The 25828-nt window shown below is 64.8% G+C and carries 23 protein-coding genes and 1 tRNA gene; 8 read left to right on the top strand and 16 right to left on the bottom strand.

The annotated features are described in order from the left end of the window. Positions 1–29 precede the first annotated feature (29 nt). From kasA to aceE, 5 genes are all read right to left on the bottom strand, one after another. Positions 30–1283, bottom strand: coding sequence for a 3-oxoacyl-ACP synthase KasA (gene kasA / locus MJO54_RS09210; RefSeq protein ID WP_064887541.1), 1254 nt, complete (start codon positions 1281–1283; stop codon positions 30–32). 2 nt (positions 1284–1285) lie between these two features. Then, the gene (acpM, locus tag MJO54_RS09215) at positions 1286–1585 is read right to left on the bottom strand and encodes a meromycolate extension acyl carrier protein AcpM (RefSeq protein ID WP_046287036.1); all 300 of its coding nucleotides are present in this window, start codon (positions 1583–1585) and stop codon (positions 1286–1288) included. Positions 1586–1675: 90 nt separating this feature from the next. Then, a complete protein-coding gene (locus tag MJO54_RS09220; protein ID WP_082108486.1) occupies positions 1676–2608 on the bottom strand; it encodes an ACP S-malonyltransferase in 933 nt (310 codons plus the stop codon). 178 nt (positions 2609–2786) lie between these two features. Further along, a complete protein-coding gene (locus MJO54_RS09225) occupies positions 2787–4103 on the bottom strand; it encodes a PucR family transcriptional regulator (RefSeq protein ID WP_105295042.1) in 1317 nt (438 codons plus the stop codon). Between the two features lie 107 nt (positions 4104–4210). Further along, positions 4211–7000, bottom strand: coding sequence for a pyruvate dehydrogenase (acetyl-transferring), homodimeric type (gene aceE, locus MJO54_RS09230; protein WP_105295041.1), 2790 nt, complete (start codon positions 6998–7000; stop codon positions 4211–4213). Positions 7001–7190: 190 nt separating this feature from the next. On the opposite strand from aceE, the gene MJO54_RS09235 reads away from it, so the two are divergent. From MJO54_RS09235 to MJO54_RS09250, 4 genes are all read left to right on the top strand, one after another. Beyond that, entirely contained in the window at positions 7191–7775 is a 585-nt protein-coding gene (locus MJO54_RS09235) for an Rv2240c family protein (protein WP_434006625.1), read from the top strand. Positions 7776–7859: 84 nt separating this feature from the next. Next, positions 7860–8282, top strand: a complete 423-nt coding sequence (locus MJO54_RS09240; protein ID WP_024440579.1) for a DUF3052 domain-containing protein — start codon at positions 7860–7862, stop codon at positions 8280–8282. Continuing rightward, positions 8282–8743 (top strand): peroxiredoxin, encoded by a 462-nt coding sequence (locus tag MJO54_RS09245; protein WP_046286082.1) that lies wholly within the window; start codon positions 8282–8284, stop codon positions 8741–8743. Before MJO54_RS09240 ends, MJO54_RS09245 begins: the two co-directional genes overlap by 1 nt. Positions 8744–8789: 46 nt before the next feature. Then, positions 8790–8864 (top strand) — tRNA-Val (locus MJO54_RS09250). A 933-nt stretch (positions 8865–9797) separates the two neighbouring features. Here the strand turns inward: MJO54_RS09250 and MJO54_RS09255 are convergent. Beyond that, complete coding sequence (locus MJO54_RS09255; RefSeq protein WP_133164990.1) at positions 9798–11219, bottom strand: hypothetical protein; 1422 nt, start codon at positions 11217–11219, stop codon at positions 9798–9800. A gap of 613 nt (positions 11220–11832) precedes the next feature. Between MJO54_RS09255 and MJO54_RS09260 the strand changes: the two genes are divergently transcribed. Continuing rightward, positions 11833–12051, top strand: coding sequence for a hypothetical protein (locus tag MJO54_RS09260; RefSeq protein WP_133164989.1), 219 nt, complete (start codon positions 11833–11835; stop codon positions 12049–12051). A gap of 64 nt (positions 12052–12115) precedes the next feature. On the opposite strand, the gene MJO54_RS09265 is transcribed toward MJO54_RS09260, so the two are convergent. Both MJO54_RS09265 and MJO54_RS09270 read right to left on the bottom strand, forming a co-directional pair. Further along, positions 12116–12334, bottom strand: coding sequence for a hypothetical protein (locus MJO54_RS09265; RefSeq protein ID WP_064887547.1), 219 nt, complete (start codon positions 12332–12334; stop codon positions 12116–12118). Between the two features lie 7 nt (positions 12335–12341). After that, positions 12342–12758 (bottom strand): ArsR/SmtB family transcription factor, encoded by a 417-nt coding sequence (locus MJO54_RS09270; RefSeq protein ID WP_065153553.1) that lies wholly within the window; start codon positions 12756–12758, stop codon positions 12342–12344. Between the two features lie 119 nt (positions 12759–12877). Between MJO54_RS09270 and fadD8 the strand changes: the two genes are divergently transcribed. Then, complete coding sequence (gene fadD8 / locus MJO54_RS09275; protein WP_065153554.1) at positions 12878–14470, top strand: fatty-acid--CoA ligase FadD8; 1593 nt, start codon at positions 12878–12880, stop codon at positions 14468–14470. Positions 14471–14473: 3 nt separating this feature from the next. Here the strand turns inward: fadD8 and MJO54_RS09280 are convergent, their stop codons facing one another. The 6 genes from MJO54_RS09280 to MJO54_RS09305 form a co-directional block, all read right to left on the bottom strand. Then, a complete protein-coding gene (locus MJO54_RS09280; RefSeq protein WP_105295049.1) occupies positions 14474–15334 on the bottom strand; it encodes an LLM class F420-dependent oxidoreductase in 861 nt (286 codons plus the stop codon). A gap of 34 nt (positions 15335–15368) precedes the next feature. Next, positions 15369–16205, bottom strand: coding sequence for an SURF1 family cytochrome oxidase biogenesis protein (locus tag MJO54_RS09285; RefSeq protein WP_064890695.1), 837 nt, complete (start codon positions 16203–16205; stop codon positions 15369–15371). Continuing rightward, positions 16205–16699: a low molecular weight protein-tyrosine-phosphatase gene (locus MJO54_RS09290; RefSeq protein WP_064890693.1), complete on the bottom strand. Its 495-nt coding sequence runs from the start codon at positions 16697–16699 to the stop codon at positions 16205–16207. The genes MJO54_RS09285 and MJO54_RS09290 overlap by 1 nt, the downstream gene beginning before the upstream one ends. After that, entirely contained in the window at positions 16692–17375 is a 684-nt protein-coding gene (locus MJO54_RS09295) for an HAD-IA family hydrolase (RefSeq protein ID WP_105295037.1), read from the bottom strand. The genes MJO54_RS09290 and MJO54_RS09295 overlap by 8 nt, the downstream gene beginning before the upstream one ends. Before the next feature lie 168 nt (positions 17376–17543). Then, the gene (locus MJO54_RS09300; protein WP_105295036.1) at positions 17544–20960 is read right to left on the bottom strand and encodes a DEAD/DEAH box helicase family protein; all 3417 of its coding nucleotides are present in this window, start codon (positions 20958–20960) and stop codon (positions 17544–17546) included. A 265-nt stretch (positions 20961–21225) separates the two neighbouring features. Beyond that, entirely contained in the window at positions 21226–21360 is a 135-nt protein-coding gene (locus MJO54_RS09305) for a ribbon-helix-helix protein, CopG family (RefSeq protein WP_165797893.1), read from the bottom strand. Positions 21361–21562: 202 nt separating this feature from the next. On the opposite strand from MJO54_RS09305, the gene MJO54_RS09310 reads away from it, so the two are divergent. Together MJO54_RS09310 and MJO54_RS09315 are read left to right on the top strand one after the other, a co-directional pair. Further along, positions 21563–22537, top strand: coding sequence for a hypothetical protein (locus MJO54_RS09310; protein WP_105295034.1), 975 nt, complete (start codon positions 21563–21565; stop codon positions 22535–22537). Positions 22538–22617: 80 nt separating this feature from the next. Further along, positions 22618–23421 carry a hypothetical protein gene (locus MJO54_RS09315; RefSeq protein ID WP_133164988.1) on the top strand — a complete coding sequence of 268 codons (804 nt, stop codon included), beginning with the start codon at positions 22618–22620 and terminating at the stop codon, positions 23419–23421. Between the two features lie 31 nt (positions 23422–23452). On the opposite strand, the gene MJO54_RS09320 is transcribed toward MJO54_RS09315, so the two are convergent. After that, positions 23453–24673 carry an exonuclease domain-containing protein gene (locus tag MJO54_RS09320; protein WP_105295032.1) on the bottom strand — a complete coding sequence of 407 codons (1221 nt, stop codon included), beginning with the start codon at positions 24671–24673 and terminating at the stop codon, positions 23453–23455. After that, on the bottom strand, positions 24674–25828 hold the full coding sequence (locus tag MJO54_RS09325; RefSeq protein ID WP_234821525.1) for a restriction endonuclease subunit S: 1155 nt from the start codon (positions 25826–25828) through the stop codon (positions 24674–24676).

Here is a 25828-nt window from a genome sequence, read left to right on the forward strand (position 1 = left end):
TGTTGCGAACTTCCCTCTCTGATCCGGTGTCAGTACCGCCCAAAGGCGAGCGCGACGTTGTGCCCACCAAACCCGAATGAATTGTTGATGGCGTACTTGTAGTCGCCGTACCGGGGCTCGCCCGCAACGATGTCCAGATCGATCTCGGGGTCCGGCGTCTCGTAGTTCAGCGTCGGGGGGATGACCCCGTCACGCAGCGAGAGCACCGTCAACACCGACTCCAGCGCACCGACCGCCCCAATGGAGTGGCCCAGCGCCGACTTGGGTGCGTAGACCGCGGCGTGCTGGCAACCGGCTTCCCGGATCGCGTTCGCCTCGGCCGTGTCACCGATCGGAGTGGCCGTTCCGTGTGCGTTGATGTGGTCGACGTCCTTGGCGGACAGGCCCGCCAACTCCAACGACCGGGTCATCGCACGGCCGGCCCGCTTGCCGTCGGGGCCGGGAGCCACCATGTGGAAGGCGTCGGAGGTGATTCCGGCACCCATCAACCGGGCCAGCGGCTTGGCGCCGCGTGCCTTGGCGTGCTCCTCGGTCTCGATGATCATCAGCGCGCCGGCTTCACCGAAGACGAAGCCGTCCCGGTTCTTGTCGAACGGCCGCGACGCACCCTCGGGGTCGTCGTTGCGGGTCGACATCGCGCGCATCATCGAGAACGCCGCGATCGGCAGTGCCTCGATGCCGCCTTCGACACCACCGCAGACCGCGAAGTCCGCGTCGCCCATGACGATCTGACGCCACGCGTGCGCAATCGCCTCCGAACCCGACGAACAGGCCGACACCGGGGTGATGACCCCGGCGCGAGCGCCGAGCTGCAGGCCGACCACCGCGGCCGCACCGTTGGGCATGATCATCTGAACGGCCAGCGGGGACACCTTGCGGGGGCCGCCCTCGTTCATCAGGTCATAGGTCTCGACGATCTTCTCGCCACCGCCCAGACCGGTGCCGATCACCACGGTGAACCGGTCAGGGTCCACCTCAGGCGTGCCGGCGTTCTCCCAGAGGCGAGTGCCGAGCAGCTTGGCCATCCGCTGGACGTAGGACATGCGCCGCATGTCCAGCCGGCCCATGTGGTCGTCGACCGGATCCTTCAAGTGGCCGCCGATCTTGACCGGCAGGTCCCACTTGCTGACGAACTCGTCTTCGAGCACGTGAATGCCGCTCTCACCGGCGAGCAAGCCCTTCCACGTGCTCTCGATGTCCGCCCCGACTGAAGTCGTGGCCTCAACGGCGGTTACCACCACACTCGGGTAACCGCCGTTGGCCGTAGAAGGCTGAGAGGACACGATTAGCTCTCGGAACCGAACTTCTCGCGCAGCGCGGCGGCGGCCTCGGGGTTCTCGGCCTCGAGCTTCTGGATGTAGCCCACCACGTCACCGACGGTGCGCAGACCGGCGAGGTCCTCGTCCGGGATCTTCACGCCGTACTTGTCTTCGGTCTGAACCGCGATCTCCACCATCGACAGCGAGTCGATGTCCAGGTCGTCGACGAAGGACTTCTCGACGGTGACCTCGCTCGGCTCGATACCGGTCACCTCTTCGATGATCTCCGCGAGACCGGCGATGATTTCTTCCTGGCTGGCAGCCACTGTGTTTCCCTTCGGTTGGATCCGCACGGGGTGTGCGGGGGTGAATTACTGCGTATCTGGTTGTGCAGGTTGGAGCGGGCTTGAAAAAGGCTAGAACTCGGGAAGCCCGTCCAGATCCGCGGGAGATTTGACGGCGTGCGTCGGAGTCCCCCGAAGTTCGCGTTTCGCGATACCGGCCAGCGTGCCGGCGGGCGGAAACTCCACGATCGCCGTGACCTCCCGGGCGCGGAGCGTCTCGGTGCACAGGTCCCAACGCACCGGCCGGGTCAGCTGCGCCACCAGGTGCTCCAGTGCCTCGGCCGCCGACGTCACCGGCTGCCCGTCGCGGTTGGACAACAGGGTAGCGGTGGGTTCCGAAACGCCGGACGCCTTGACCTGCTCGACGGCGGCGGCGTAGGCCTCCAGCGCCGGTGCCATGTACTGGGTGTGGAACGCCCCGGCGGTGGCCAGCTTGCGAACCCGGGCCTTGGCGGGCGGGTCTTCGGCGAGCTTGTCCAGGGCCGGCAGCGGGCCGGCGGCCACGATCTGCCCGACGGCGTTGCGGTTGGCCGGGGTCAGGTCGAGTTGCTCGAGGCGGGTCAGCACCTCGGCCTCGTCGCCGCCGAGCACCGCTGCCATGCCGGTGGGCTCGAGAGCGCAGGCCTTGGCCATCTCGCGGCCGCGGGTGGCGGCCAGCATGACGGCGTCGTCGGGGGAGATGACGCCGGCGATCGCGTAGGCGGCGATCTCACCGACGGAGTGGCCGGCCACGATCACGTCGCTGCCGCTCACCGGGCCGTTGCGCCGCTTGACCAGCTCGGCGTGGGCCAGCAGGGTCGCCGCCACCACCAGCGGCTGGGTGACCGCGGTGTCGGTGATCTCCTCGGCGGTCGCGGTGGTGCCCAGCGCGATCAGATCCAGGCCGGCGATCTCCGACCAGGCGGCCAACTGCTCGCGGGCGGCATCGGCGCCGGCCGATTCCAGCCACGGCGCGAGCATGCCGGGGGTCTGAGATCCCTGTCCGGGAGCGAGCAACGCAATCACGTCTTTAAGAGAACATTGTGAAGCCCGGTTTGCAGGATGTCCTAGATTATGAACATTGTCTTATGTTTTTGTGGAGACCCTACAAAACTGTCGTCCGATGCGACGTGTTCGATACCGAACTGCGACAACTTTCCGTCGGCGGTGCACGCCTGTCGATGCCCAGCTGGCCGGGCCGGGGTCAGCCTTCTGCGCTGACCTGAGGCTCGTCGGCTCCAGCACCGGCTGCCAGGGACGTGGCGTACGGCATGGTTGTGGTGCTGAAGCTGGCATGCTGCGCCTGGTTGGCCAGTCGCCCGACTGTGGCGGCGACCCGCAGGACATAGGCGTCGCGCGGTACGGCTGGATCGCGGCCGGTGAAGTCGGCGACCCGCTTGAGTCGGTAACGGACGGTGTTTGGATGAACGAACAACTTGCGGGCGCAGGCCTCGATCGCACCGCCGCAGTCCAAATAGGCGTCCAGCGTCTCGGTGAGCGTGGGGCCGGCCTCGGCCAGCGGCCGCATCACGTCGGTGTGCAGGGCCGCGATCGCCGACGCATCGCCAATGAGTGCCCGCTCCGGCAGTAGCTCGCGAGCCAGCACCGGCCGCGGTGCCCCGGTCCAGCCCACGACAGCGTTCATCCCTGAGATCGCTTCGCTGGCACTGTGATAGGCGGCGGTCAGCGTCGGTGCCGTCGGTCCGATCACCACCGGACCGTCGGAGAACGCGCCGAGCAGGTCGGCGAAGAACTTCTGGGTCGGCGTCAGTGGGCCCGACACGATGGCCACCAGCCACGTGCCGTGCACGTCGGTCAGGGCGGCCCGGCCGTGGCGTTCGGCGACATCACGGACGTCTTGGCTGGCCTTCTGCCCGGCGTAGGCGTCCGGGCCCGGCGGTGCGGTGCCCACCACGACCGTGGCCGGGGCGGTGGTGTCCCAGTTCAGCGCGGCTGCGCGGCTCAACAACTCCGGACCGGTGTCACCGCGGACCACGGCGTCGACCACGCTGGCTTCCATACGGGAGTCCCAGGTGCCCCGCGCCTCCGCGGCGTCGGCGTAGGCGGAGGCGGCGGTGAACGCCAGGTCCCGGCTGTACTTGAGGATGCCTACCGTCAGTGCGGTCACCTGCTCCTCGGAGCGGGCCAGCAGCGGCACGACCTCCTCGAAGAACTCCATGGTGACCCGCACCATGTCCACGGTGTGCCGCAGCGCGATGTGGCGGGTCAGGTCCTGGGGCACCAGTGCAAACGCCTGAGCGGTGTGGCTGACGTTGCCGTGCGGGTCGCGCATCCACTCGGCGAAGTTGACCACCGCGGTCTGCACCACCAATTGGACGCTGGCTCGCTGCGACGCCTCCAATTCGGCGAAGAACGGCAACCGCTCGCCCATTACGGCATCAGCCTGGGTGGCCAGCCGGCCCGAGTAGTTCTTAAGCCGGCGCAGGATGGCGTCCGGGACGGCGCTGAGCTGGTCCAGGGTGGAGCGCGGTAGGACCGGAGTTGCCGGCTTGTCAACCATTCCTAAAAGCTACGCCTATTTTCTGGTGACAACTGACAACAAGTGGTGATTCGGGTGCGATAGTTCCCGCTCAGCGAGAACTATCGCACCCAAATCTGCGGGGCCGGCTAGGCCACCCCGGAATCCGACGTCTGCTCGGGGGCCGCCAACACGTCGTCGATCTGGTACTGCGTCGCCGCAGTCACCGCCACGGACGGGTCGATGACCCCGTCGCGGCCCAGCGCCGCCAGTACCGCCACCACGACCGACTCGGCGTCGGTGTTGAAGTAGCGCCGCGCGGCCGGTCGGGTGTCGGAGAATCCGAACCCGTCGGTGCCCAGGGTGACGTAGTTACCGGGCACCCACTGCCGGATCTGCTCGGGCACCGCACGCATCCAGTCCGACACCGCGACGACCGGGCCGGTGGCGTCCGCCAGCGCCTGTGTCACATACGGCACCGCGGCCGGGCGCTCGGGGTGCCGCAGTCGCTCGCGCTCGATGGCGACACCGTCCCGGTTGAGCTCACCCCAGCTGGTCACCGACCATACGTCGGCGGCCACATCCCAGTCGGCGGCCAACATGTCGGCGGCCCGCAGCGCCTCGGGCACCGCCACCCCCGAGGCCAGGATCTGCGCGGTCTGCGACCGCGCTTCGGCGGCCTTGCGGAAACGGTAGATGCCGCGCAGCAGACCATCGGGGTCGAAACCGTCCGGCTCGGCCGGCTGCACGTAGGGCTCGTTGTAGAGCGTGACGTAGAAGTACACGTTCTCCGGGTCCGGGCCGTACATCCGGTGCAGGCCGCTTTCGATGATGTGGGCGACCTCGTAGGCGAACGCGGGATCGTAGGAGACCACTGCCGGGTTGGTGGAGGCCAACAGCAGTGAGTGGCCGTCGGCGTGCTGCAGCCCCTCACCGGTCAGGGTGGTGCGTCCCGCGGTGGCCCCCAGCACGAAGCCGCGTGCCATCTGATCGGCGGCCGCCCACAGGCCGTCGCCGGTGCGCTGGAAGCCGAACATCGAATAGAAGATGTAGATCGGCACCATCGGCTCGTCGTGGGTCGCATACGACGTCCCGACCGCGGTGAACGAGGCCGTCGAGCCGGCTTCGTTGATGCCCTCGTGCAGGATCTGGCCGACTTCGCTTTCCTTGTAGGCCAGCATCAGGTCGGCATCCACCGAGGTGTAGAGCTGGCCGTTGCGGTTGTAGATCTTCAAGGACGGGAACCACGAGTCCATCCCGAACGTGCGCGCCTCATCGGGGATGATCGGCACCAGGCGCGGGCCTAACTGCTTGTCTCGCAACAACTCTTTGAACACCCGCACGGTCGCCATGGTGGTGGCGACCTCCTGGTTGCCCGAACCCTTCTTAACCGCCGCGTAGGCCTGCGAGCCCGGCAGCTCCACCGTCTTGGCCTGGGTGCGGCGATGCGGCACGAAGCCGCCCAGGGCGCGGCGCCGATCCAGCAGGTAACGGATCTCGGGGGCGTTCTCGCCGGGGTGGTAGTACGGCGGCAGGTACGGGTTCTCCTCGAGTTCGGAGTCCGGGATCGGAATCCGCATCTCGTCGCGGAAGTCCTTGAGGTCTTGCAGCCGGAACTTCTTCATCTGGTGGGTGGCGTTGCGCCCGGCGAAGTAGCTGCCCAGGCTGTAGCCCTTGATGGTCTTGGCCAGGATGACGGTGGGTTGGCCCTTGTGTTCGACGGCCGCGCGGTAGGCGGCGTGGACCTTGCGGTAGTCGTGCCCGCCGCGCTTGAGGTGCCAGATGTCCTGATCGGACAGGTTCTCCACCAGCGCCTTGGTGCGCGGGTCGCGGCCGAAGAAGTGCTCCCGCACGTAGCCGCCGTCGTTGGCCTTGTAGGTCTGGTAGTCGCCGTCGGGGGTGACGTTCATCAGGTTGACCAGGGCGCCGTCGCGGTCGGCGTGCAGCAGGGCATCCCACTCGCGGCCCCACACCACCTTGATCACGTTCCAACCCGCGCCCCGGAAGAACGATTCCAGCTCCTGGATGATCTTGCCGTTGCCGCGCACCGGGCCGTCCAGGCGCTGCAGGTTGCAGTTGACCACGAACGTCAGGTTGTCCAGACCCTCCAGCGCGCCGACGTGCAGCAGCCCGCGGCTCTCCGGCTCGTCCATCTCGCCGTCACCCAAGAAGCACCACACGTGCTGATCGGAGGTGTCCTTGATGCCACGGTCGTGCAGATAGTGGTTGAACCGGGCCTGGTAGATGGCGTTCATCGGGCCCAGGCCCATCGACACCGTGGGGAATTCCCAGAAGTCGGGCATCAGCCGCGGATGCGGGTAGGACGGCAGCCCGCCGCCCGGGTGGCTGTGCTCCTGACGGAATCCGTCGAGGTCGTGGGTGCTCAGCCGGCCTTCGAGGAAGGCGCGCGCGTAGATGCCGGGGGAGGCGTGGCCCTGGATGAACACCTGGTCGCCGCCGCCGGGATGGTCCTTGCCTCGGAAGAAGTGGTTGAAGCCGACCTCATAGAGCGTCGACGACGACGCGTAGGTCGAGATGTGTCCGCCGACTCCCACTCCGGGGCGCTGCGCGCGGTGCACCATCACCGCGGCGTTCCAGCGGATCCAGCTGCGGTAGCGGCGCTCGGTTTCCTCGTCGCCGGGGAACCAGGGCTCCAGTTCGGTCGGGATGGTGTTGACGTAGTCGGTGGAGGTGAGCGCGGGGATCGCCACCCGCTGCTCGCCGGCGCGCTCGAGCAAACGCAACATCAGGTAGCGGGCGCGGGCCGGACCGGAGCGGGCCAGCAGTTCGTCGAAGGACTCCAGCCATTCGGAGGTCTCGTCGGAGTCGATGTCGGGAAGGTAGGACGCCACCCCCTCGCGGATCACCCGGACCCGGTCGGATTCGGTTGTGCTGCTTGGCTTTTTGGCCTGATCCTGATCTACGGCCTCAGTGGTCAACGCAATGCTCCTTGGTTCGGAGGACAAGATGTGCCTCCCGGCTTGTGGCCAGGACGACACCGACCGATCGATTCGCCGGTCTCGTCTTTTCTATCGTGCCCCACCGGACACCCGGCCGCCGGTGCGTCAGTGCCGCTGGGTGGGCTGATCTCGGCCTGGTGGCAGGTACGCGGTAACGTTTGAAGTTGTGCTGACCCGACGGCTGACTGCCTCGCGCGCCCAGACGCGGCGACACGCTCGGGCAGGCGCGTCGGTGGCCGGTGTGGTGGCGGCATTGGCGATGGGTGTCGTGGGCTGTACCAGCATCATCGGCGGCAACCCGCAAGCCGACACCTCCGAAGCCCCGGCCTACCGCTCCTCGGTGTCGGCGTCGGTGTCGGCCTCGGAGGCCACCTCGAGCATTCGAGAGACCCAGCGTCAGCAGTCGATGACCACCCAGGCGGTCCGCGGCGCGTGCGGCCGGTTCGCCTCGAGCAGCAGCGACGCCGTCGACGTGGTGAACAAGTACGTCGAGGCGTTCAACAACGGTGGCGATATCTCCGGCACCGCCGGGCCGGCGGTGGAGGCGCTCAACCACAGCGCCGACGAGGTCGCCGCGGCGATCAACGAGAAGTTGTCGCAGGATCTGACCGACGCATTCAATACCTATGCACAGGCCGCGCGTGGCGTCGCGACGGCGATCTCATCCAAGGCGCCGGTGTCGGTGTACAACGCCCGCAAGGATGAGCTCAACCGGGCTCGGGACAAGGGGATGCAGCTGTGCAAAGCCTTCTGAGCCCGCTGATCCCGCGCCGCACGGCGAGCTGTGCAACGATGATTCACATCACACACAGCGCTGACGATCGAGGGAGGTCACACGGTGGTCGCGGCGGATAACGCCCCGAGCTTCGCCCGTAAACTGGGCATCGAGAGCAAGCAGTTGATCCAGGAGTTCGGCTGGGACGAGGACGCCGACGACGACATCCGTGTCGACGTCGAAGAGGCCGCCGGCAGCGAACTGCTCGACGAGGACACCGACGAGGTGGTCGACGTCGTGCTGCTCTGGTGGCGCGACGGCGATGGTGACTTGGTGGACACCTTGATGGATGCGATCACCGCCTTGGCCGACGATGGGGTGATCTGGGTATTGACGCCCAAGACCGGTCGTTCCGGCCACGTGCAGCCCGCCGAGATCGCCGAGGCGGCGCCGACTGCCGGCCTGATGCCGACGTCGTCGGTCAACCTGGGGGACTGGAGTGCCAGTCGCCTGGTGCAGCCGAAGTCCCGCGCGGGGAAGCGTTGATGCTGGAAGTCGGCGCGCAGGCCCCTGACTTCACCCTCAAGGACCAGAACCAGCAGCAGGTGACGCTGAGCAGCTTCCGGGGCGAGAAGAACGTTCTGCTGGTGTTTTTCCCGCTGGCCTTCACCGGCATCTGTCAGGGCGAGCTGGATCAGTTGCGGGATCACCTGCCCAGCTACGTCAACGACGACAGTGTGGCGCTGGCGATCTCGGTCGGCCCGCCGCCCACCCACAAGATCTGGGCGACCGAGAGCGGGTTCCTGTTCCCGGTGCTCTCGGATTTCTGGCCGCACGGCGCCGTCAGCCAGGACTACGGGGTGTTCAACTCCGACACCGGCTTTCCCAACCGCGGCACGTTCGTCATCGACAAGTCCGGCATCATCCGGTTCGCCGAGATGAAGCAGCCCGGTGAGGCACGCGACCAGCAGCTCTGGCTCGATGCTCTGGGTGCCCTCAAGTCGTGATCGTTTTGGGCCTGGGGTACCGGTCCGGGTAACCTGCCCGAGGCAGGGGCGCGTAGCTCAGTGGTAGAGCTCTGGTTTTACACACCAGCGGTCGGCGGTTCGATACCGTCCGCGCCCACCATCAAAACTCCAGTTCAGAGGATTTTGAACTGCATTCTCTCTCGTTCTCCAAAACCCCGTTGCGCCAACAGTGTGCCGAGGTTTTCTGCGAGGCGATGGGACCCGAAACAGCGTGTGCGCGACCTACCAAACGCCAACGAATCGGAACATACCCGAAGACGCGAAATGACCGCGACAGTGATAGAGGCGGGATTAAGCCTCAAGGTGACTGTGAGTCGGATTGCGGGGCAGGATTATTGGCCACGATCGGTACACAGTTGGAGGACATCCTCGGTGAGTCGCTCGAACACCTGATTGAGCCGTTCGAGAGGACTATGAGCGCGGTGACCCGTCTCGGCAAGGTATTAACGTCCGTCGCTTCTGAAGTTCAACCGAAAGACGTCTCGTGGCGGCCCCATGCGGACAATCTCGTCGCGGGATGGAGACTTTACTGAATGAGGAGGTGGCTTTCTCTAGGCCGGAACGCAGGATGCCTCTCGGCTCCGCCAGCCTCAAAGCGCATCGACGTTGCGCGCGGAGCTTTGAGGCTCGCGAAGATGATGCGAAAGGGTCGCACAACGGACTGCGCCAACGCCGGCGTGCTGACACACATGTGTCACGACGGTCTGCCGGCGCAGCGGCCCCCACGGCTCCGAACGCGGTGCACGACTGAATTCAGCGATCGGCTGTGCAACTCCATAGCGAGGCCACGGAGGCTATCCGCGACGGTTGCACGGAGTCGACGATTAGCCAGGTCGCAAGCTTAAATTGGCATCGAGCGGCGAAATGAGAGCAGCGATGTGCTCTTCACCGATGTCGACCTGCGCCCGAGCGCCATCGCTCGGGGCTCACGACCCGATGATGGTGGCAAGCGCAGCGGTTGCCACTATTGTTCTTCGATGACAGGCGTGTCACCGGCCGTTCCGTCTAGTATCTCCGTCGAAATTCGGGTATGTCAGCTCAGTTCCTCCAAAAGCAGGTCGAGCGCTGCAATGGCAGCATCTGCAACGGCTTTCGTCACCTCGTCACCTGAACGCAGTGCAACACCGGGGTGAACAAAATTCCGCCATTTCCTAAAGACATTATCCAATAGTTGCGCAGTGCTCGGCTTAATATAGCGCTGCGCATTTTTCGTATTGGATGGATCATCTGCGAACCCGGGGCAGCAGGCATTGATGAGGCCTTGGAAGCCAAGTTTTATAGCCTTCTCTCGTGGCAGGTTTGAGGACCGGATCGCTACGTCGAGTAGGATGCCCTCGATCGCGATTCCTGCCATCACTACTGACGCTCTATAATTTCCCGTGACGCGGCAGCGCGTCGATTCAAGGCGGTCGGCCATAACGAATTCTCGAAGAGACGGATCGATGATGCATGCAATGCCACTCTCGTCGGGTTCAGACTGAACTTCGATGAGTTGTGGAAACTCGGCGTCTGACCACCAATCCGCAGGCACTGCCCCGAATTTTCGAACAGATTGGCGATCGGTCTGGGCATCTAACGATTTCTGCCAGTGATCAAGATGGCCTTGTAGCGCTAGCGAATATGAGAGTGCATCCCATGTCAGTTTGTTAGATTCACTGGATTTAAACACAAGGCGAGGGGCGGTAACCCAGTGGCTTACTCTTTCGCCGATGAATTCATTGTATATCGGATGGCGGCTGCTATGAGCGGAATTCTGGTAAAACGAGGCGCTAAACATAGCTAAGCATGCGAGGTCCATGCTGCGCGTAAAGCGATGCTTATGGGGTCCGGTATAGGTGTCGCGAGGTGTCAAGTAAATCGATCCCTGTCGATTTAGGATGAGATATTCTGTCCGCGATTTCCTGTTAATCGCTTCGCATTCGTCTATAACGGCCTCGACTAGCTCTTTGTTGAGGGATTTTGGATCGCGAGTGCCGATTAATAGTGCGACGATCTCCTCAATATTTTCAAGCGCTGAACTTTGGAAGTTGTCTGACGGTTGGTTCAAGTTGAGGTGAAATCCAAAATAGCTATCCTGGTACCGAATTGCCTCGTATTCTGCCTCACGATCACCTTCGGCTAGATAATTTATCATCCGCAACGCGTGGTCGATTACGGGAATGGTTCGGGGTGAGCGCAGCCTATATAGATCGTCGAAATCCTTGTTCGCGATCTTGGTTGCATCGATATTTAGAGTCGCCTTGATGCGGGCGAGTAAAACCCCTGGAAAGAGTTCACCTGAAATAGAATTAATTGATCCGGTGAAGTTGCCAAATTGCGTCGGAGCGCTCGGCAGGCGTGTAAGTTCTTGGTCGAAGAGGTCTGAGCTTCGGGAAAATAGCCGATAGAACCCGTCCTTAGGTCTGAGCGCATAAGGTACGACAACGTATGGCTCGGGGATGTCGAATTGGCTCACTAACGCAGGATGGGGCTTAACGTCAAAAAATCGTCGAACTCGGGCCTCGGTCCATGAAAGTGCAGGGACAGTCGTGGCCGTGATCCACTGCACGTCCAACTGCATTTGCTTCTCCCCGGTTGTGTGGCGCATCGAGGACTTGAACCTCGCCCGCGGTAAACCGCGTCCGCCCCACGGTGGCTGCGCCCAGAGGTCACGCAAACGCTGTACGTAACGCACGGCCACCCAGCATCAACGATTGTTCGGTTCTAGTCAACGCAGGGAACCGTGTCCACACCAAGTGCCGTACAAGCTACTGCGTCGCGCAGCATGTCCGGGCTTGCGGGCCGCAAGGTGAGATTGCCACTGGCAGGGGCCCGCGGGCGGCCGGAACGACCGGAAATCCAAGTCCCCGTTGCGCCGAGAGTGTGCCAAGACGGGTGTCAACTGACGATTGAACCGTTGGCACCGCGGGGCGGCTGCGACACGCTGAACTGTAGATGCTGTGAGAATGCACAGCGCGAAACGTTCCAAGTGCGGCAATAAACCCCGTTACACACCAGCGGTCGGCGGTTCGATACCGTCCGCGCCCACCAGTTGTTTGACACCGCCGCAGATCGTCAATGCGGTGAGCATGACAACTTCTCCGACACCGGACGAACCCACTCCACCGTCGCCGCCGGTTCCTCCGCAACGGGCGCCGAGCGGCAAGTGGGGCGTACCGCCGTCGACCAGCCCGCAGCTGACTCCCACGGGACGTTCGGCGAAGCCGCCAGGCGTGCGCGCGGTGCTGTGGGCGGCCCTGCTCGTGCTGATCGGCGTCATCGCCCTGCTGATCGTGCTCTCGGCCTGAGCGCCGACGGCGAAAACCCGCTCGGGCAGGCACCTGACCGGGCGGGCATCGCTACACCGCGTGCTCAGTGTGAATGCGCGTGGCCGGCGTGCTCCAGGCCCACCTGATGCGTGTGCGGATGGCTGTGCACGGTCCCGTCTTCGTGCGTGTGCTCGTGCTCGTGCTCGACGTGCTCGTGCTCGTGAGCGTCGTGCACGTGGGTGTGCGTCACGTCGCCGTGCGTGTGCTCGTGCGCGTGCGGCGCGTGGTGGCTGTGGTCTTCACCGTGGTTGTGGTGCGACATGGGTGGCTCATCTCCCTTGTTCGATGGCGCGTTGCCTCAGTTGGGGCAACGCTTCTCCGGCGGTAGCCGGGAGATTCTTGGCGGCGCGGTGATGCGGTGGCACCCCGGGGCCGGCGTGCTCGGCGTTGAAGACGGCGTCGGTGACCAGCTGGCAGACGTGCTCGTTCTCCATGCTGTAGAAAACCGTGGTGCCCTCGCGGCGGGTGCGCACGAGCCGCGCCATCCGCAGTTTCGCCAGGTGTTGTGACACCGAGGGCGCCGGTTTGCCGACGTGCTCGGCGAGTTCGTTGACCGACATTTCCCGGCTGGTCAGCGCCCACAGCACCTGGACCCGGGTGGCGTCGGCCAACATTCGGAATACCTCGACGATCAGGCCGACCTGGTCCTCCGGCAACCGATCCGCTGGACCATTATCTGCATGCATACGCAAATAGTAAGCCTTGGGGTCCGTGGGGTGTCAACCCTCGGCTCGTCCCAAGGGCGGAGGAGGCGGTCGGTAGTGTCCTGCGGGCAGGTCGTCACGTACTAGTGGAGGTAGCCCCGATGTCGACGCAGTCCATGCGCCAGCCCATTCATTCCGGGCATCTCACGGTGGGCGCCCTCAAGCGCAACAAAGACAAGCCGGTGCTGTTCCTGGGCGACACCACGTTGACCGGCGGTCAGCTCGCCGAGCGCATCAGCCAGTACATCCAGGCGTTCGACGCACTCGGAGCCGACGCGACCGGGCTGTTGTCACTGAACCGTCCCGAGGTGCTGATGATCATCGGTGCCGGGCAGATCCGGGGATACCGGCGCACGGCACTGCACCCGCTGGGTTCGCTGGACGATCACGCCTACGTGCTGGCCGACGCCGAAGTCAGCACTCTGATCATCGATCCCACACCGGCGTTCGTGGAGCGGGCCCTGGGCCTGCTCGAAAAGGTGCCGACGTTGCGTCAGGTGCTGACCATCGGTCCGGTGCCGCCGGAGCTTGAGGGCAAGGCCGTCGACCTGGCCGCCGAGGCGGCCAAGTACGTGCCGCAGCCACTGGTGCCCGCCGACCTTGCCCCAGACCACATCGGCGGTCTCACCTACACCGGTGGGACCACCGGCAAGCCCAAGGGCGTCATCGGCACCGTGGCATCCATCACCGCGATGACCACCACTCAGCTCGCCGAGTGGGAATGGCCGGAGCACCCCAAGTTCCTGATGTGCACCCCGCTTTCGCACGCCGGCGCAGCGTTCTTCGTGCCGACGATCATCAAGGGCGGTCAGCTGGTGGTGCTGACCAAATTCGACCCGGCCGAGGTGCTGCGGGTGATCGAGGAGCAGAAGATCACCGCCACCATGCTGGTGCCGTCGATGATCTACGCGCTGATGGATCACCCGGATTCGCACACCCGCGACCTGTCGTCGCTGGAGACGGTGTACTACGGCGCCTCGGCGATGAACCCGGTCCGGCTGCAGGAGGCCATCGACCGGTTCGGCCCGATCTTCGCCCAGTACTACGGCCAGTCCGAGGCGCCGATGGTGATCACCTACCTGGCCAAGGGGGACCACGACCAGAAGCGACTCACCTCATGCGGCCGCCCGACGCTGTTCGCCCGGGTCGCGCTGCTGGGCGACGACGGCAACCCGGTGCCCCAGGGCGAGGTCGGCGAGATCTGCGTGTCCGGGCCGCTGCTGTCGGGCGGCTACTGGAAGCTTCCGGAGGCCACCGCTGAGACGTTCTCCGGCGGCTGGATGCACACCGGCGACCTGGCGCGTGAGGATGAGGACGGCTTCTACTACATCGTCGACCGCACCAAGGACATGATCGTCACCGGCGGCTTCAACGTGTTCCCCCGCGAGGTCGAGGACGTTATCGCCGAGCACCCGTCGGTGGCCCAGGTGTGCGTGATCGGGACCCCGGACGAGAAGTGGGGTGAGGCGGTGACCGCGGTGGTGGTGCTGCGTCCGGGTGTGGACAGCGATGCCGCCGCGGTAGCCGCCATGACCGCCGAGATCCAGGCTGCGGTCAAGGAGCGCAAGGGGTCGGTCCAGTCGCCCAAGCAGGTGATCGTCACCGAATCGGTGCCGGTGACCGCGCTGGGCAAGCCGGACAAGAAGGCGGTGCGCGCCCAGTTCTGGTCCGGCGCAGAGCGTTCCGTCGGCTGAGGCTCAGCCCAGCGCTGCGGCCAACTGCCGCCACTGCTCCCGCGGGAACGCGCGCGGGTCGGCATCCAGCAGCTGGACGCAGATGTGGTCGGCGCCGGCGGCCTGGTGCTCGGCGACCCGGCTGAGCACGGCCTCCGGGGTTCCCCAGGCGATGATCGCATCGAACAGCCGATCGCTGACGCTCACGATGTCGTCCTCGGAGAAACCTGACCGCAGCAGGTTGTTGGCGTAGTTGGGCAGCGCCAGGTAGGAGCCCAGCCACTTGGTGCCGATCGCGCGTGCTTCGTCGCGGCTGGTGCACAAGATCGCGGTCTGCTCGGGCAGCAACAACGGCCCGTCGCCCAGCTGCTCGCGGGCAAACCGGGTGTGCTCCGGGGTGGTCAGGTAGGGGTGGGCGCCGCGGCTGCGGGAGGCGGCCAAGTCGAGCATCTTCGGCCCCAGTGCCGCGAGCACCCGTGACTCGACCGGCACCGGCGCGGCGGCGGCGTCGAGCCCGTCGAGAAACTCGCTCATGGCGCGCAGCGGGCGGCGGTACCGCCCGGGATCTCCGGCGTCGATCAGCGGAGCGTGACTGACCCCGATGCCGAGCAGGAACCGCTCACCGTGTGCCGCGGTCAGCGTTGCGTAGGACGCCGCGACGTCGGCCGGGGTGTGCATCCACAGGTTCAGGATGCCGGTGGCGATGACCGCGCTGCGGGTGGCCGCCAGCAGGTTGCCCACCGCGTCGAACACCGGACCGCCGACGTCGGGGATCCACAGCACGCCGAAGCCCAGTTCCTCCAATTCGGCGGCCGCGTCGGCGGCCTCGCCCTGATCGCCGTAGCGCAGCGGCGCGCTCCAGATCCCGACACCCGAGATGTTCACCATGGCCCCAGGATGGCACAGCGGCGTCGGGGGCCTAGCGGCGCCGGCCGTATCGGTCGGCGAGCTTCTGCTCGACAGTCATCGGTGGCGCGGGCTCGTCCGAGCCGGGCTCGGGTTGCGTCGCGGCGCGCTCCGCCCGGCGGGCCCGCAGCTCGGCGAACGCGAAGTACCCCAGACCTATTGGCGCCAGGATCCCGAACGCGATCCACTGGATGCCGTAGGACAGGAACGGGCCGGCATCCCGGCGCGGCAGCGCGATCACACCCAAGCCGCCAGGCTGATCTTCGACGAGCTGCAGGTAGGACCCGGTCAGCGCGACGCCGGTCACCGCCGCGACCTGCTCGGTGTTGATCGAGTACACCTGGCGAAAACCGTTCTCGGTGAACGGGTTCTTGCCTTCAATTGCCCCTTGGGAATCACGCAGCCGCGCGGTGATGGTGACCTCGGCGGCAGGCGGTGCCGCAATGTCCGGCAGCCGCGAACCGCCGTCGTCGGTGTGCACGAAGCCGCGATTCACCAGCACGGTCGGTCCGCCTTTGACCGCGAACGGTGCCAGTACCTCCACCGCGGGCACTCCGTCGATCGAGCGCAACCGCACCAGCACCTGCTTCTCGGCCAGGTAGTGCCCGGTGGCGGTCACCGGCCGCCACTGCTCGTCCGGCGCGGACGAATCCTGATGCGGCAGCATTGTGGTCACCGGCACGGGTTCGGCGGTCAACGCGTGCTCGAGTTGGCTGTTCGCGCGAGACGTGGTGGTGTTCTTGCCCAGTTGCCACGGCGCCAGCACGGTGAAACACAGGTAGGCGAAGCCCAGCACCACCGCCGCCAGAGCCAGCCAGCTCGGGCGCAGCAGGAAGGCCAGGCGTCGCATCAGCCGCTCTCGCCCAACGCCAGCTGCCCGTCGACCCAGGCGTGCAGGCCCGGCAGGGCGGCCGCGATCACGGTGAACGCCTGCACGAAGTCGTCGTGGCCGCCGTAGTAGGGGTCGTCGACGTCGGGCACGGCCGCTCCCGAACGCGGGTCGAAGGACCGCAGCATCCGGATCCGCTCGGCCGGAATGCCCAGCCCTTGCAGCAGCCCGACATGGTTGCGTCCCAGCGCCACCACCAGATCCGCGGTCTCGTGGTCGGGCCCGACCTGGGCGGCGCAGTGCTCCACCGGGTAGCCGTTGTCGCGCAGCACGCGGTTGGTGCGTTCGTCGGCGCCCTTGCCGACGTGCCAGTCCGCGGTGCCGGCGCTGGTCACCCGCACGGTGCCGCCCAGCCCGCGCTGCGCGAGCTGGTGGGCGAACATCTTCTCTGCCATCGGCGAGCGGCAGATGTTGCCGGTGCAGACGAACGTGACATGCAGCATCGGCTCAGACACCGAGGACCTCCCGTAGTTCGGTGACGGTCTGCACGCGGGCGAGGGGACCGTCGGGGGAATCGAGACCGGCATCGGCGGTGTCCGCATAGTCGGTCTGGCCGTAGCCCCAGCCGACCAGCACCGTGTCGATGCCGTGCGCGGCCGCACCGTCCACATCGTGGCGCCGATCGCCCACCATCAGCACCCGCGCGGGCAGCGGCGTCAGCTGAGCCAGAGCGTGGGCCACCACCTCGGACTTCGCGGCCCGGGTGCCGTCGACGCTGGCGCCGGCGACCACCTCGAAATAGCCGTCGAGCCCGAAATGGGCGAGGATCTTGCGCGCCGTCGGCTCCACCTTGGAGGTAGCCACGGCCAACCGGACCTCGGCGGCTCGCAGGTCGCGCAGCAGTTCGGCGACGCCGTCGAACATGGTGTTCATCTGCCATCCGCGGCCGGTGTAGTCGGCTCGGTAGGCGGCGACCGCGGCTTCGGTCTGCTCGCCGAGGCCCATCGCGGCCAGCGTGTGGTGCATCGGCGGGCCGACCAGCCGGGCAGCCAGATCACCCTCGGGAATCGGCGCGCCGATGTGCTCCAGCGCGTGCCGGAAGCTGGCGACGATCCCGGCCGCGGAGTCGGTCAAGGTGCCGTCGAGGTCGAAGATGACCAATTCGGCGGTGGCGGTGCTCGTGCGCGTCACGGTCTTATTCTGGCTGATAGATCGTGACTGTTTGAATCGCTGTCTCAAACGCCACAGTGGTCACGGGATTGGGGCCATGTGGCGATGTGCCCGCCTTTGCGCGACAACGCACCGATGTGACGGCCGAACGTCGGACGATCCACACCTCATCGCATCGGTGGAATGCGGCTAAGCCACCACATCGCTGGGCGCAGCGTTGGCTTTGATGGTCCGCAGCACCTCCACTATGCCGTCGACGTCGGCCTCGTCGAAGACGGTTTCCGGCCCGGTGGGGGCGTGGTCGGTGAACGGGGATTCGTAGAGGCGCGCCGGATCCATCAGCCCGTTGTGGGTGAGCTCATCGACGATCAGGGTGACGAAGCGGACCTGCTCGACGGTGAACGCCGTGCCGTCGAGATATTTCCCGAAGGCCTCGACCGCAGCCGTCCGGTCCAGGCCCACCAGCGAGCGGATAAACAGGCCCAGGCCGTGCGCCTGTTCGCTGGCCTGGGCGATGTCGGCGGGTTCTCCGGCGCCGCTGTCGATCAGCATCTGTTCCAACGCGTGCAGGTCCGCAGTGGTGAGCGGTTTGTTGCGGCGCAGTCGCTGTATGGCGACATGGTCTTGGTGGGCCCGCAGGTAGGCGGCGGCTTTTGCCTTGAAGCGTTCCGGATTGGTGCCCGGGGTGATGTTGGGTAGATCGATCAGGGTGGCTTCGCCGAGTTCATCTTCGAAGTCGGTGTAGACGGTGTTCTGCACGGTCTTGTCGAGGAAGGTGATCAGGCCGCGGAGCCGGCGCCGGGCGTGTTCGAGCATCGGCAGGGTGACATCGATCCACCACTGGTCGCCGGCGACGTCGTCGAGCAGCTCCTGCTGGGCGGCCACCGCCGGGATGGTGGTTTTGGCGAGCAGTCCGGCGGCGATGACTTGAATCTGCTCGCGTAGTCGCTCGGCGGCGACGGCATCGGCTTCCAGTTGAGCGAGCTGGCGGCGCAGTACCAGCAAGTCGAACCGTTTGGCGGCCTCGTCGTCGTCTTTGATGGTGGAGGGCAGCCAGGCAAGATGTTCGACGACGTCGTTCGCCGCCTGGGTATCAAGCTCGGCCCACGCCGACCACTGCCCGTACTGCTCCACCCATTTGCGGTGCGGCCGGACCAGGAAGTTTTCCAGATTCATGCCGGCCACGGCGCGGTGCAGCAGCCACGCGGTGTCGACCCGTAGGCCGCGTTCGGTCTGATCGCCAGCTCCTTCGGCAGGCTCGGCTTCGCCGGCCGGTACGACGGCATCGAGTGCAGTGATCAGACCCAGTCGGGTCTCGAAAAGCCGTTGCTGCAAAGACTTCTGTGCCGAACCCTCCGAACCGGCCAGATCCTGATTGAAGAACTCGAGGTTGCCGCAGAAATCGAAGACGTAGAAGTTCTCCTTGTGCCGGGCCGGCCCGTAGAGGTCTTTGCGCAGCCGGGTGCCGCGTCCGATCATTTGCCAGAACTTGCTCTTGGAACGAACTCGCTTGAAGAACACCAGGTTCACGACCTCGGGCACGTCGATGCCGGTGTCGAGCATGTCCACCGAGATCGCTATGTGCGGAGCCTTGTCGGCGACGGAGAAATCGTCGATCAGGCTCTGGGCGTAGGTCGTCGAATGAGTGATCACCCGCGCGAAATGACCGGCGTGCTCCGGGTATTGATCGTCGAAGCGGCGCACGACGAATTCGGCATGCTTCTGGCTCTTGGCGAAGATGATGGTCTTGCCCAGCCGGTCGCCGCCGGCGACTTTGTGGCCCTTATCCATGAGGGTGGCCAGTACTTTGTCGACGGTGTCCTCGTTGAACAGGAACCGGTTGAGCTCCTCGGCGGACACCCCATCGGGTGGGTCTTCGTCCTCGCCCCAGTCCAGGGCATCCCACTGGTCGCGCTCCTGCTCGCTGAGCTCGTCGTAGCGGATGCCCCGCTCCAGGAACTTGGTACCGACCGACACACCGACCGGCGGAACCAGAAAGCCTTCGGCGACAGCCTCATCGAGGCTGTAGGCATCGGTCGGCACGCCGTCTTCGAGGTGGAACAGCCGGTAGGTGTTGTGGTCGACCTCGTCTTTGGGCGTGGCGGTCAGCCCCACCAGCAGTGAGTCGAACCAGTCGAAGATCGCCCGGTACTTCTGATATACGGAGCGGTGTGCCTCGTCGATGATGACCAGGTCGAAATACCCAGGCCCGAAAGTTCGCAGGCCCGAATCGGTGTCGTTGATCAGGTTCATCATCGTCGGATACGTCGAGGCGTAGACACGGCCGTCAGCGATTTTCTCGGTGACCAGGTTGACGGTGGTGACCGTCGGCAGATGGGTCTTGAAGGCGTTTACCGCCTGGTTGACCAGCGCGGTGCGGTCAGCCAGGAACAGCACCCGCTTGACCCAGCCGGCTTTCATCAGTTGGTCGACCAGCGCGATCACGGTCCGGGTTTTGCCGGAGCCGGTTGCCATCACCAGCAGGGCCTCGCGCTGCTTGGCGGTGAATGCGTCATCAATGGCCCGAATGGCGCGGTGCTGGTAGTGCCGCTCGACGATCCCGGAGTCGATTGGAGCCTCGTTCAGGGGCCCGCGGGCGTGGCGGCGGTGCACCAACAGTTCCAACTCGTCGCGGGTCAAGAAGCCCTGCACCTCACGCGGCGGGTAGCCGCCGGCGTCGTCCCACAGCCAATGCTCGTATCCGTTGGTATAGAAGATGACGGGCCGACGGCCGGTCATCTGCTCCAGACAGTCCGCGTACAACTTGGCCTGCTGGCGGCCGATCTCGGGGCTTTTGGTGGTGCGCTTGGCTTCGACGACGGCCAGCGGCAGCCCATCTGCCCCCCACAGCACGTAGTCGATGTAGCCGACGCCATCGTTGTTCGGCATTCCGGTGACCGGGAATTCGCGGTCGCGGGTCTCGGTCAGGGGCCACCCGGCCTCGGCCAGCAGCACGTCGATGTACAAGTCGCGGGTTTGCGCTTCGGAGTAGTCGTGGTCGTCGATCTGACGGTTGAGCGCCTGCGCGGCCTTGATCTGCTCAACCAGCCGGGCGATTTCGGCGTCCTTGGCTGCGGCCAGCTCATCTTTCTCTTGCAGCGCTTTGGCGTGTGCTTCGTCTTGGGCCCGGAAACGCTCGGCGAGCTTGGCGACTTCCGCGCGGCTCAGCGGTGCGGCCTTGGCGGCACGCGCCGGGTCGAACTCGGCTTTGAGCGGCACCGCCTGCGGGTTGGTCGAGTAGTGGAAGGCAGCCCACACCATCACGTGATGCAGCTCGCGCAACGCATCCATGGCGGGACGAGGGGCAATGGGGCGCGGTTCGTGGACTGCGGTGTTGCCCAGCTTGCGAATCAGGTTGAGCTTCTGGGCGATCCCCATGCCCGTCTTGGCGCGGAAGGCCGCGTCATTGATGCGTGCCGACAGATCATCTCGGTAGGGGATCGGCAGTCCCAGTACGTCGTAGAGGTGGCCGACCAGTTGCTCCACGGCGCGGCGGCTGTAGAAGCAGGCCGAACGGGGATCGGTGGTCGCGTAGCTTTCGGCGCGGGCGCAGTCGGCGTGCAACTCCGGCCAGCCGACCGCGTGCAGGAAGGCGAAGTTACTCAATGCGTGGCTCCGGCACTCGAAGGGCTGATTGTTGGCCCATCCGGGCAGATCAAGCTGGCAATATCACTCATCGGCCGGATCAGTGACATTGTTGCCCGGACGATGTCACTAAACGACGATGTTCGTCCACGTATGGTCGATGGCCGTGGCTGGCGGGTCCGGTAACCTGCGGCGATCACGGTTGGCGCCGCCTCCTGCTGATCAGTCAAACGAATATCGAATGAAACTTATCAACTACGGTGCGCAATGGCAGGTAGCAGGAGAGCTATGCGGGATTCTCCTTGCGCTCCATGAATTCGTGGATCGCCTCACGCAACAGCTTGGACAGACTGATATGTCTTCGGTCGGCGAGTGCTTGCAGCTTCGCGTGCAGGGTGGCAGGAACGCGGGCTTGCACCACAGGTGAGTGCGTATCGTCATCTGACAGCGATTTGCGGCCGGGTATGAGGTTGTCGGAGAGAATTGGCGTTGGTCGGAAGCGTCGCGGCACAGTCGAGCGGAACCATCCGTGACGTTCAGGCAGCTCAGGCGGAGCGGTGTGTCTGTGATCGGCCCTACGCTCTCACCCTGTGGGTCCACCAGGAGATTCGGGCAGCGACGTCGTGGCGCATATCGGTGGCCGGGCGATCACCATTGATGCGTTGATCGACCTGCTGTTACGTCACCGGCAACTCACCACAGCGGCCGGCGGCGGTGAGTACTTACTGCGGTTCTTCGAAGACCGCGCGGAGACCGTGCCTATGCCTCATCCGTATCCGGGCCTGCCGCTCTGCGGAATGAGTGATGTGCCCGCGGCAGGCATGGTGGTCAGCATCCGCCACGATACGGATCGCGCAGACGGCACGTTCGTCGCTCACGCGGTGACGCCTGGAGGCATCAATGTTGTGTTCGTAGGAAAGTCGACGGGACCGCTCAAGGTCGTGCCCGCGGGGCTCCAACATTTTCCGCTAATGCACCTGTTGATGAGCAGGATCGTGTGGGGAAATCCGTTGCCTGCTGCATGCTCACCGCCGATATCAGAATGGTTGCTGCGTGTGGCGCTCAACGATGTGGCCGCCGCACTCGACCAACACCAGATTCCTGATGGCCGGGAAGAAGCTCTGCATGTGGAGCAGATGTTGCGGGTATCGCTCAGCCGGCTGATCACGGCGGTACGAGATGCCGCCGACACTACAACCCGGCCGGCACCGATATCTGCGGAGTGGCCGCAGCTCTCCGCGTCGTTTGCGATTGTGGATGGACTCGACTGGGGCGACCTGGACGCGGGAATGCTTGCCGAGGCAAGGGGATACCACTCTGATCTGGGAATCTGGTTGGCTGCCCGCGGCATCGCAAGTCTGGAGTTGCTTGCCGCACCTGACGTGGAGGAAGCGCTGGACCGGATCGAATTCGAGCGTCCAATAGTCGCGAGCCTGCTGCGACGCGCAGTCGAGGCGTTCGCCCAGCGGTTTTCCGAAGTCGCGGATTTATCAAGCTCGCATGCGTACCGACATTGGCGTGCAGATGACCCCAACCTGCTGCTGCGATTGGTGCGCAAGACGGTAGCTGATCCGGCCTTTCGGTCGGTACGGCATTGATCGGGTATCGACGCCGTGACGGTCGGCTTGACCAGGTGGCGCGTGTCGAAGACCCGCACGGAGCGCACCATTTGGACCTGATGACCGTCGATTCCGTAGGGGCCGCCGACGGCATATTGATGATTACGAATTCCCACGGCGTTTGGCGTGCCGCGGCCCTTAACCGCGAAAATGAGCACGGCACCGCTGTCAGTGAGTCAACCGGGCAAGGCATTGATTTCGCTTCTCCCATCGGCGACGACCAATTGGCGGCAATGCTGCACCGCATCCTGACCGGACGTGCTCAAGCCGATCCGGATCAGTCGCCCCACACATGGGTCTACCGGCGTGTTCTCTACGGAGTGGCCCGCACCCTGGAAACCGGAAAGCTCGATGGCGATGACGAGCCCGAGGCTGAGGACGACCCCGAGGGTAGCGACTCGAAGGCTGACCGAGGTGGGTTGTCCTTGGCGGATCTGATCGACGGGATTCTGGCCGAACTGTTCATCCGACACGTCGGGGCCGTGGCCGATGCTCTCATCGGTGGAAGACACCTCGCCGTGGTGCCGTCCGAGACGCTGGCAGGGGACCAGCGGTGGGAGTTGTTCGCCGAGGGGATGCAGCACTTTCGTCGATTGAGCTGGTCCGACTTTCGCGTTGAGGCTTTGGCTGAGTCATGGAGAGTGGAGCTGGAGTCGGCACAGTGGTGGGGCTCTGACGGCTTGGCGCTGCTGCAGCTCAGATGTATCCCGGACGCGACCGAATCGCTCATCCGCTGTGGGTTCGTCCTTCAGCGTGCTCCGAACGGGGCAGCAGCCATCGAGCATCTCATTGCCCGCACCAAACAGGTGTTCGGCGACGATATCGCCGTGTTGTGGAGTCTGGTGCCGGATCTGCGCCCTTGAGCGCCGTTATCTGGGCGCTCAAGTCTGTGGTTCACAAAGACCGCAGATAGCCTTCATATATCCGCTCAAACGCGGCCTCACTGACTACCGGAATGCCGTATTCGCGCGCCTTTACGGCCTTGCGGCTCAGTGAGTCGGCGTCGGCAGCCACCACCAACCGGGTCGACTTTGCGACTCCGCCGGTCGTGAGGCCCGCAGCGACGATGGTGGCGATCCACTGCTCGCGGCTGCGCGCCATGTCCCCGGTGAACACCACGCGGTCACCGGGGCGCAAGGTGAACGCCGTGTTCCGTTGCGGTTCGCCCGTCTGCGCTGCGGCCCACTGCAGGGCCTGCTCCACATCGTGCGACACGAACCCGAGGACTGCCGCCACCAGATCGAGGTCGCGACGTTCGGACTCGGTAACGACGCCATCGTCGAGTGCTTCGACGGCGACTTCGCGCAGATACTGCCGGTGTAGTCGGTCCACCGTCTCGGGCCGCAATCCGGCGGACTCTGCGGCGCCCAACAACTGCCGACCCTCGCTGCGCGAGATCGACCGGTCCAGCAGCGCGTTCTCCAGCGTCAGAAGATAGGCGGCTTCGCCCTCTGGATTGCCTGGAATCCATGCCGCTTGCAGAACTGCTCGCAGCCATTCGTGGGGATCACAGACTGCCTGACCGCGCAGAACCGGTGCGACGTGCGACACCGGTCGCAGAGCTGTGGGCCAGCCGTAGGTGGCGCAACGTTGTAGGTCATCGAACCAGTCGGAGGTGTTGCCGCACATGGCCATGAGGTGCGGCATCAACTGTGCGGTGGCGCGCGCGTCGCATAGGGCGGCGTGTGCGTCGGCCAGCGGAATGTCGAAGGCTTCACAGCAGTGCGCGAGCTTGGCGGCACCGATGGTGCGGCCTGCCCACTTCATCGAGCACACCGCGGCCGGACGGTCGAGTACGGCGTAGTTGGCGCGCAACAGTTCGGCGTGCAGGAACCGCATGTCGAAGCTGGCGTTGTGCGCGACGACAGTGCGGCCGCTGAGCAGGTGCAGGATGTGGTCGCCGATATCGGCGAATTCGGGGGCATCGAGCAGGTCGCCCGCGTTGATCCCGTGTATGTGCACCGGGCCGAGGTCACGGCGCGGGTTGACCAGCGTGGTCCACTCATCTTCGATCTGCCAGTTGTCGTCGGCCAGCACGATGCCGACCTCAACAACGCGGTCGGTGCGTTCCGGCACGAGGCCGGTGGTCTCGAAATCAATGACGGCGAAAGGCATTTACAGCTCCCCTCGGAAGGCGCGGGATTGCAGGGAGGCGAAGAGGTTGTCGATTACCGCATGCTGCTTCTCGGCGATTTCCAGGCGATGAGCGACACTATGCAGGATAGATGCGTACTGCTGTTGCTCCGATATCGGCGGACAGGGGATCGGCGCAGTTCTGAGATCACCGAGGTTGATTCCTCTGACGGCTGCCCCCTTTGTGTGGCGGTCCAGCCACCGTTGAAGACTGGGTGATTCCATTGCCCCGCGCAAATAGACGGCACTTGCTGGGTCTTTGATTGCCAACCGGGCCGAGTCTTGTGTGATATTGCCCCCGTCAAGTTCTGCGGGAATGAATGCAAAACGACCGACATGGCCTCTAATTGACATCAGCAGATCGCCCGTGGCCAGTGTCGAACGGCGGTACTCGGTCGCGATCTGCGGAGTAGTGCGGCGTACACCTCGTAGATCGATACGTCCCCCTTTCATATCTGCCACTCGGACATACGGAACGCCTCCATCAATATCCGGACCAGGTTTAAGAATTCCGTAAGTCACAGGACGCTTCGCGTCTACCCACTCATTAAGGGGATGTACGGGGTACCGATGTGGGTTTGCTATGGGATCACCGAATTTATCAGAGAAGACTGCCAGCGCGAGGCCGTTGATGTGCGCTAGCGATCGGCGACGCTTGGCGCGGAGGGTGTCGGCGTGGTCGAGGATCGCGGCGATGCGGCGTTGCTCGGGGAGGCCGGGGAGCGGAATGCGGAACTGTTGAAGTGTGGCCTTGTTTAGTGTGGCACCCATCGCGGCCCTGTTTGCGCCGGTGGAAAGGTCCATGGCTTCAAGGGCTCGCAAAAGATATCCCGGCAACAGCTTGCGGTCGTCTTTGATCGGAAGGGCAGCGATCGCTTCGTTTGTGTAGAGCGGCACCCCGGCAATGGCGACCTTCCCGATACTTAGCTTGAAACTGAGGAGTACGGTGCCCGGCACGACTTGTTTTCCTTGGTTTGCCGCAATTCTGGTGATCTGTTCCTTCGTTCGTTGGACCATCAGTCCTTGGTTCATATCCGCGATGGAGAGCCAAGGTTCGCCATCGCCCCAGAATTCTGCGTTATTGCGAGAGGGTGTTCGACCGACATTGATCTCGCACAGCTCACCTAACGGCACCAT

It is taken from the genome of Mycolicibacter virginiensis, assembly GCF_022374935.2.
In the GTDB taxonomy this organism is placed as follows: Bacteria; Actinomycetota; Actinomycetes; order Mycobacteriales; family Mycobacteriaceae; genus Mycobacterium; species Mycobacterium virginiense.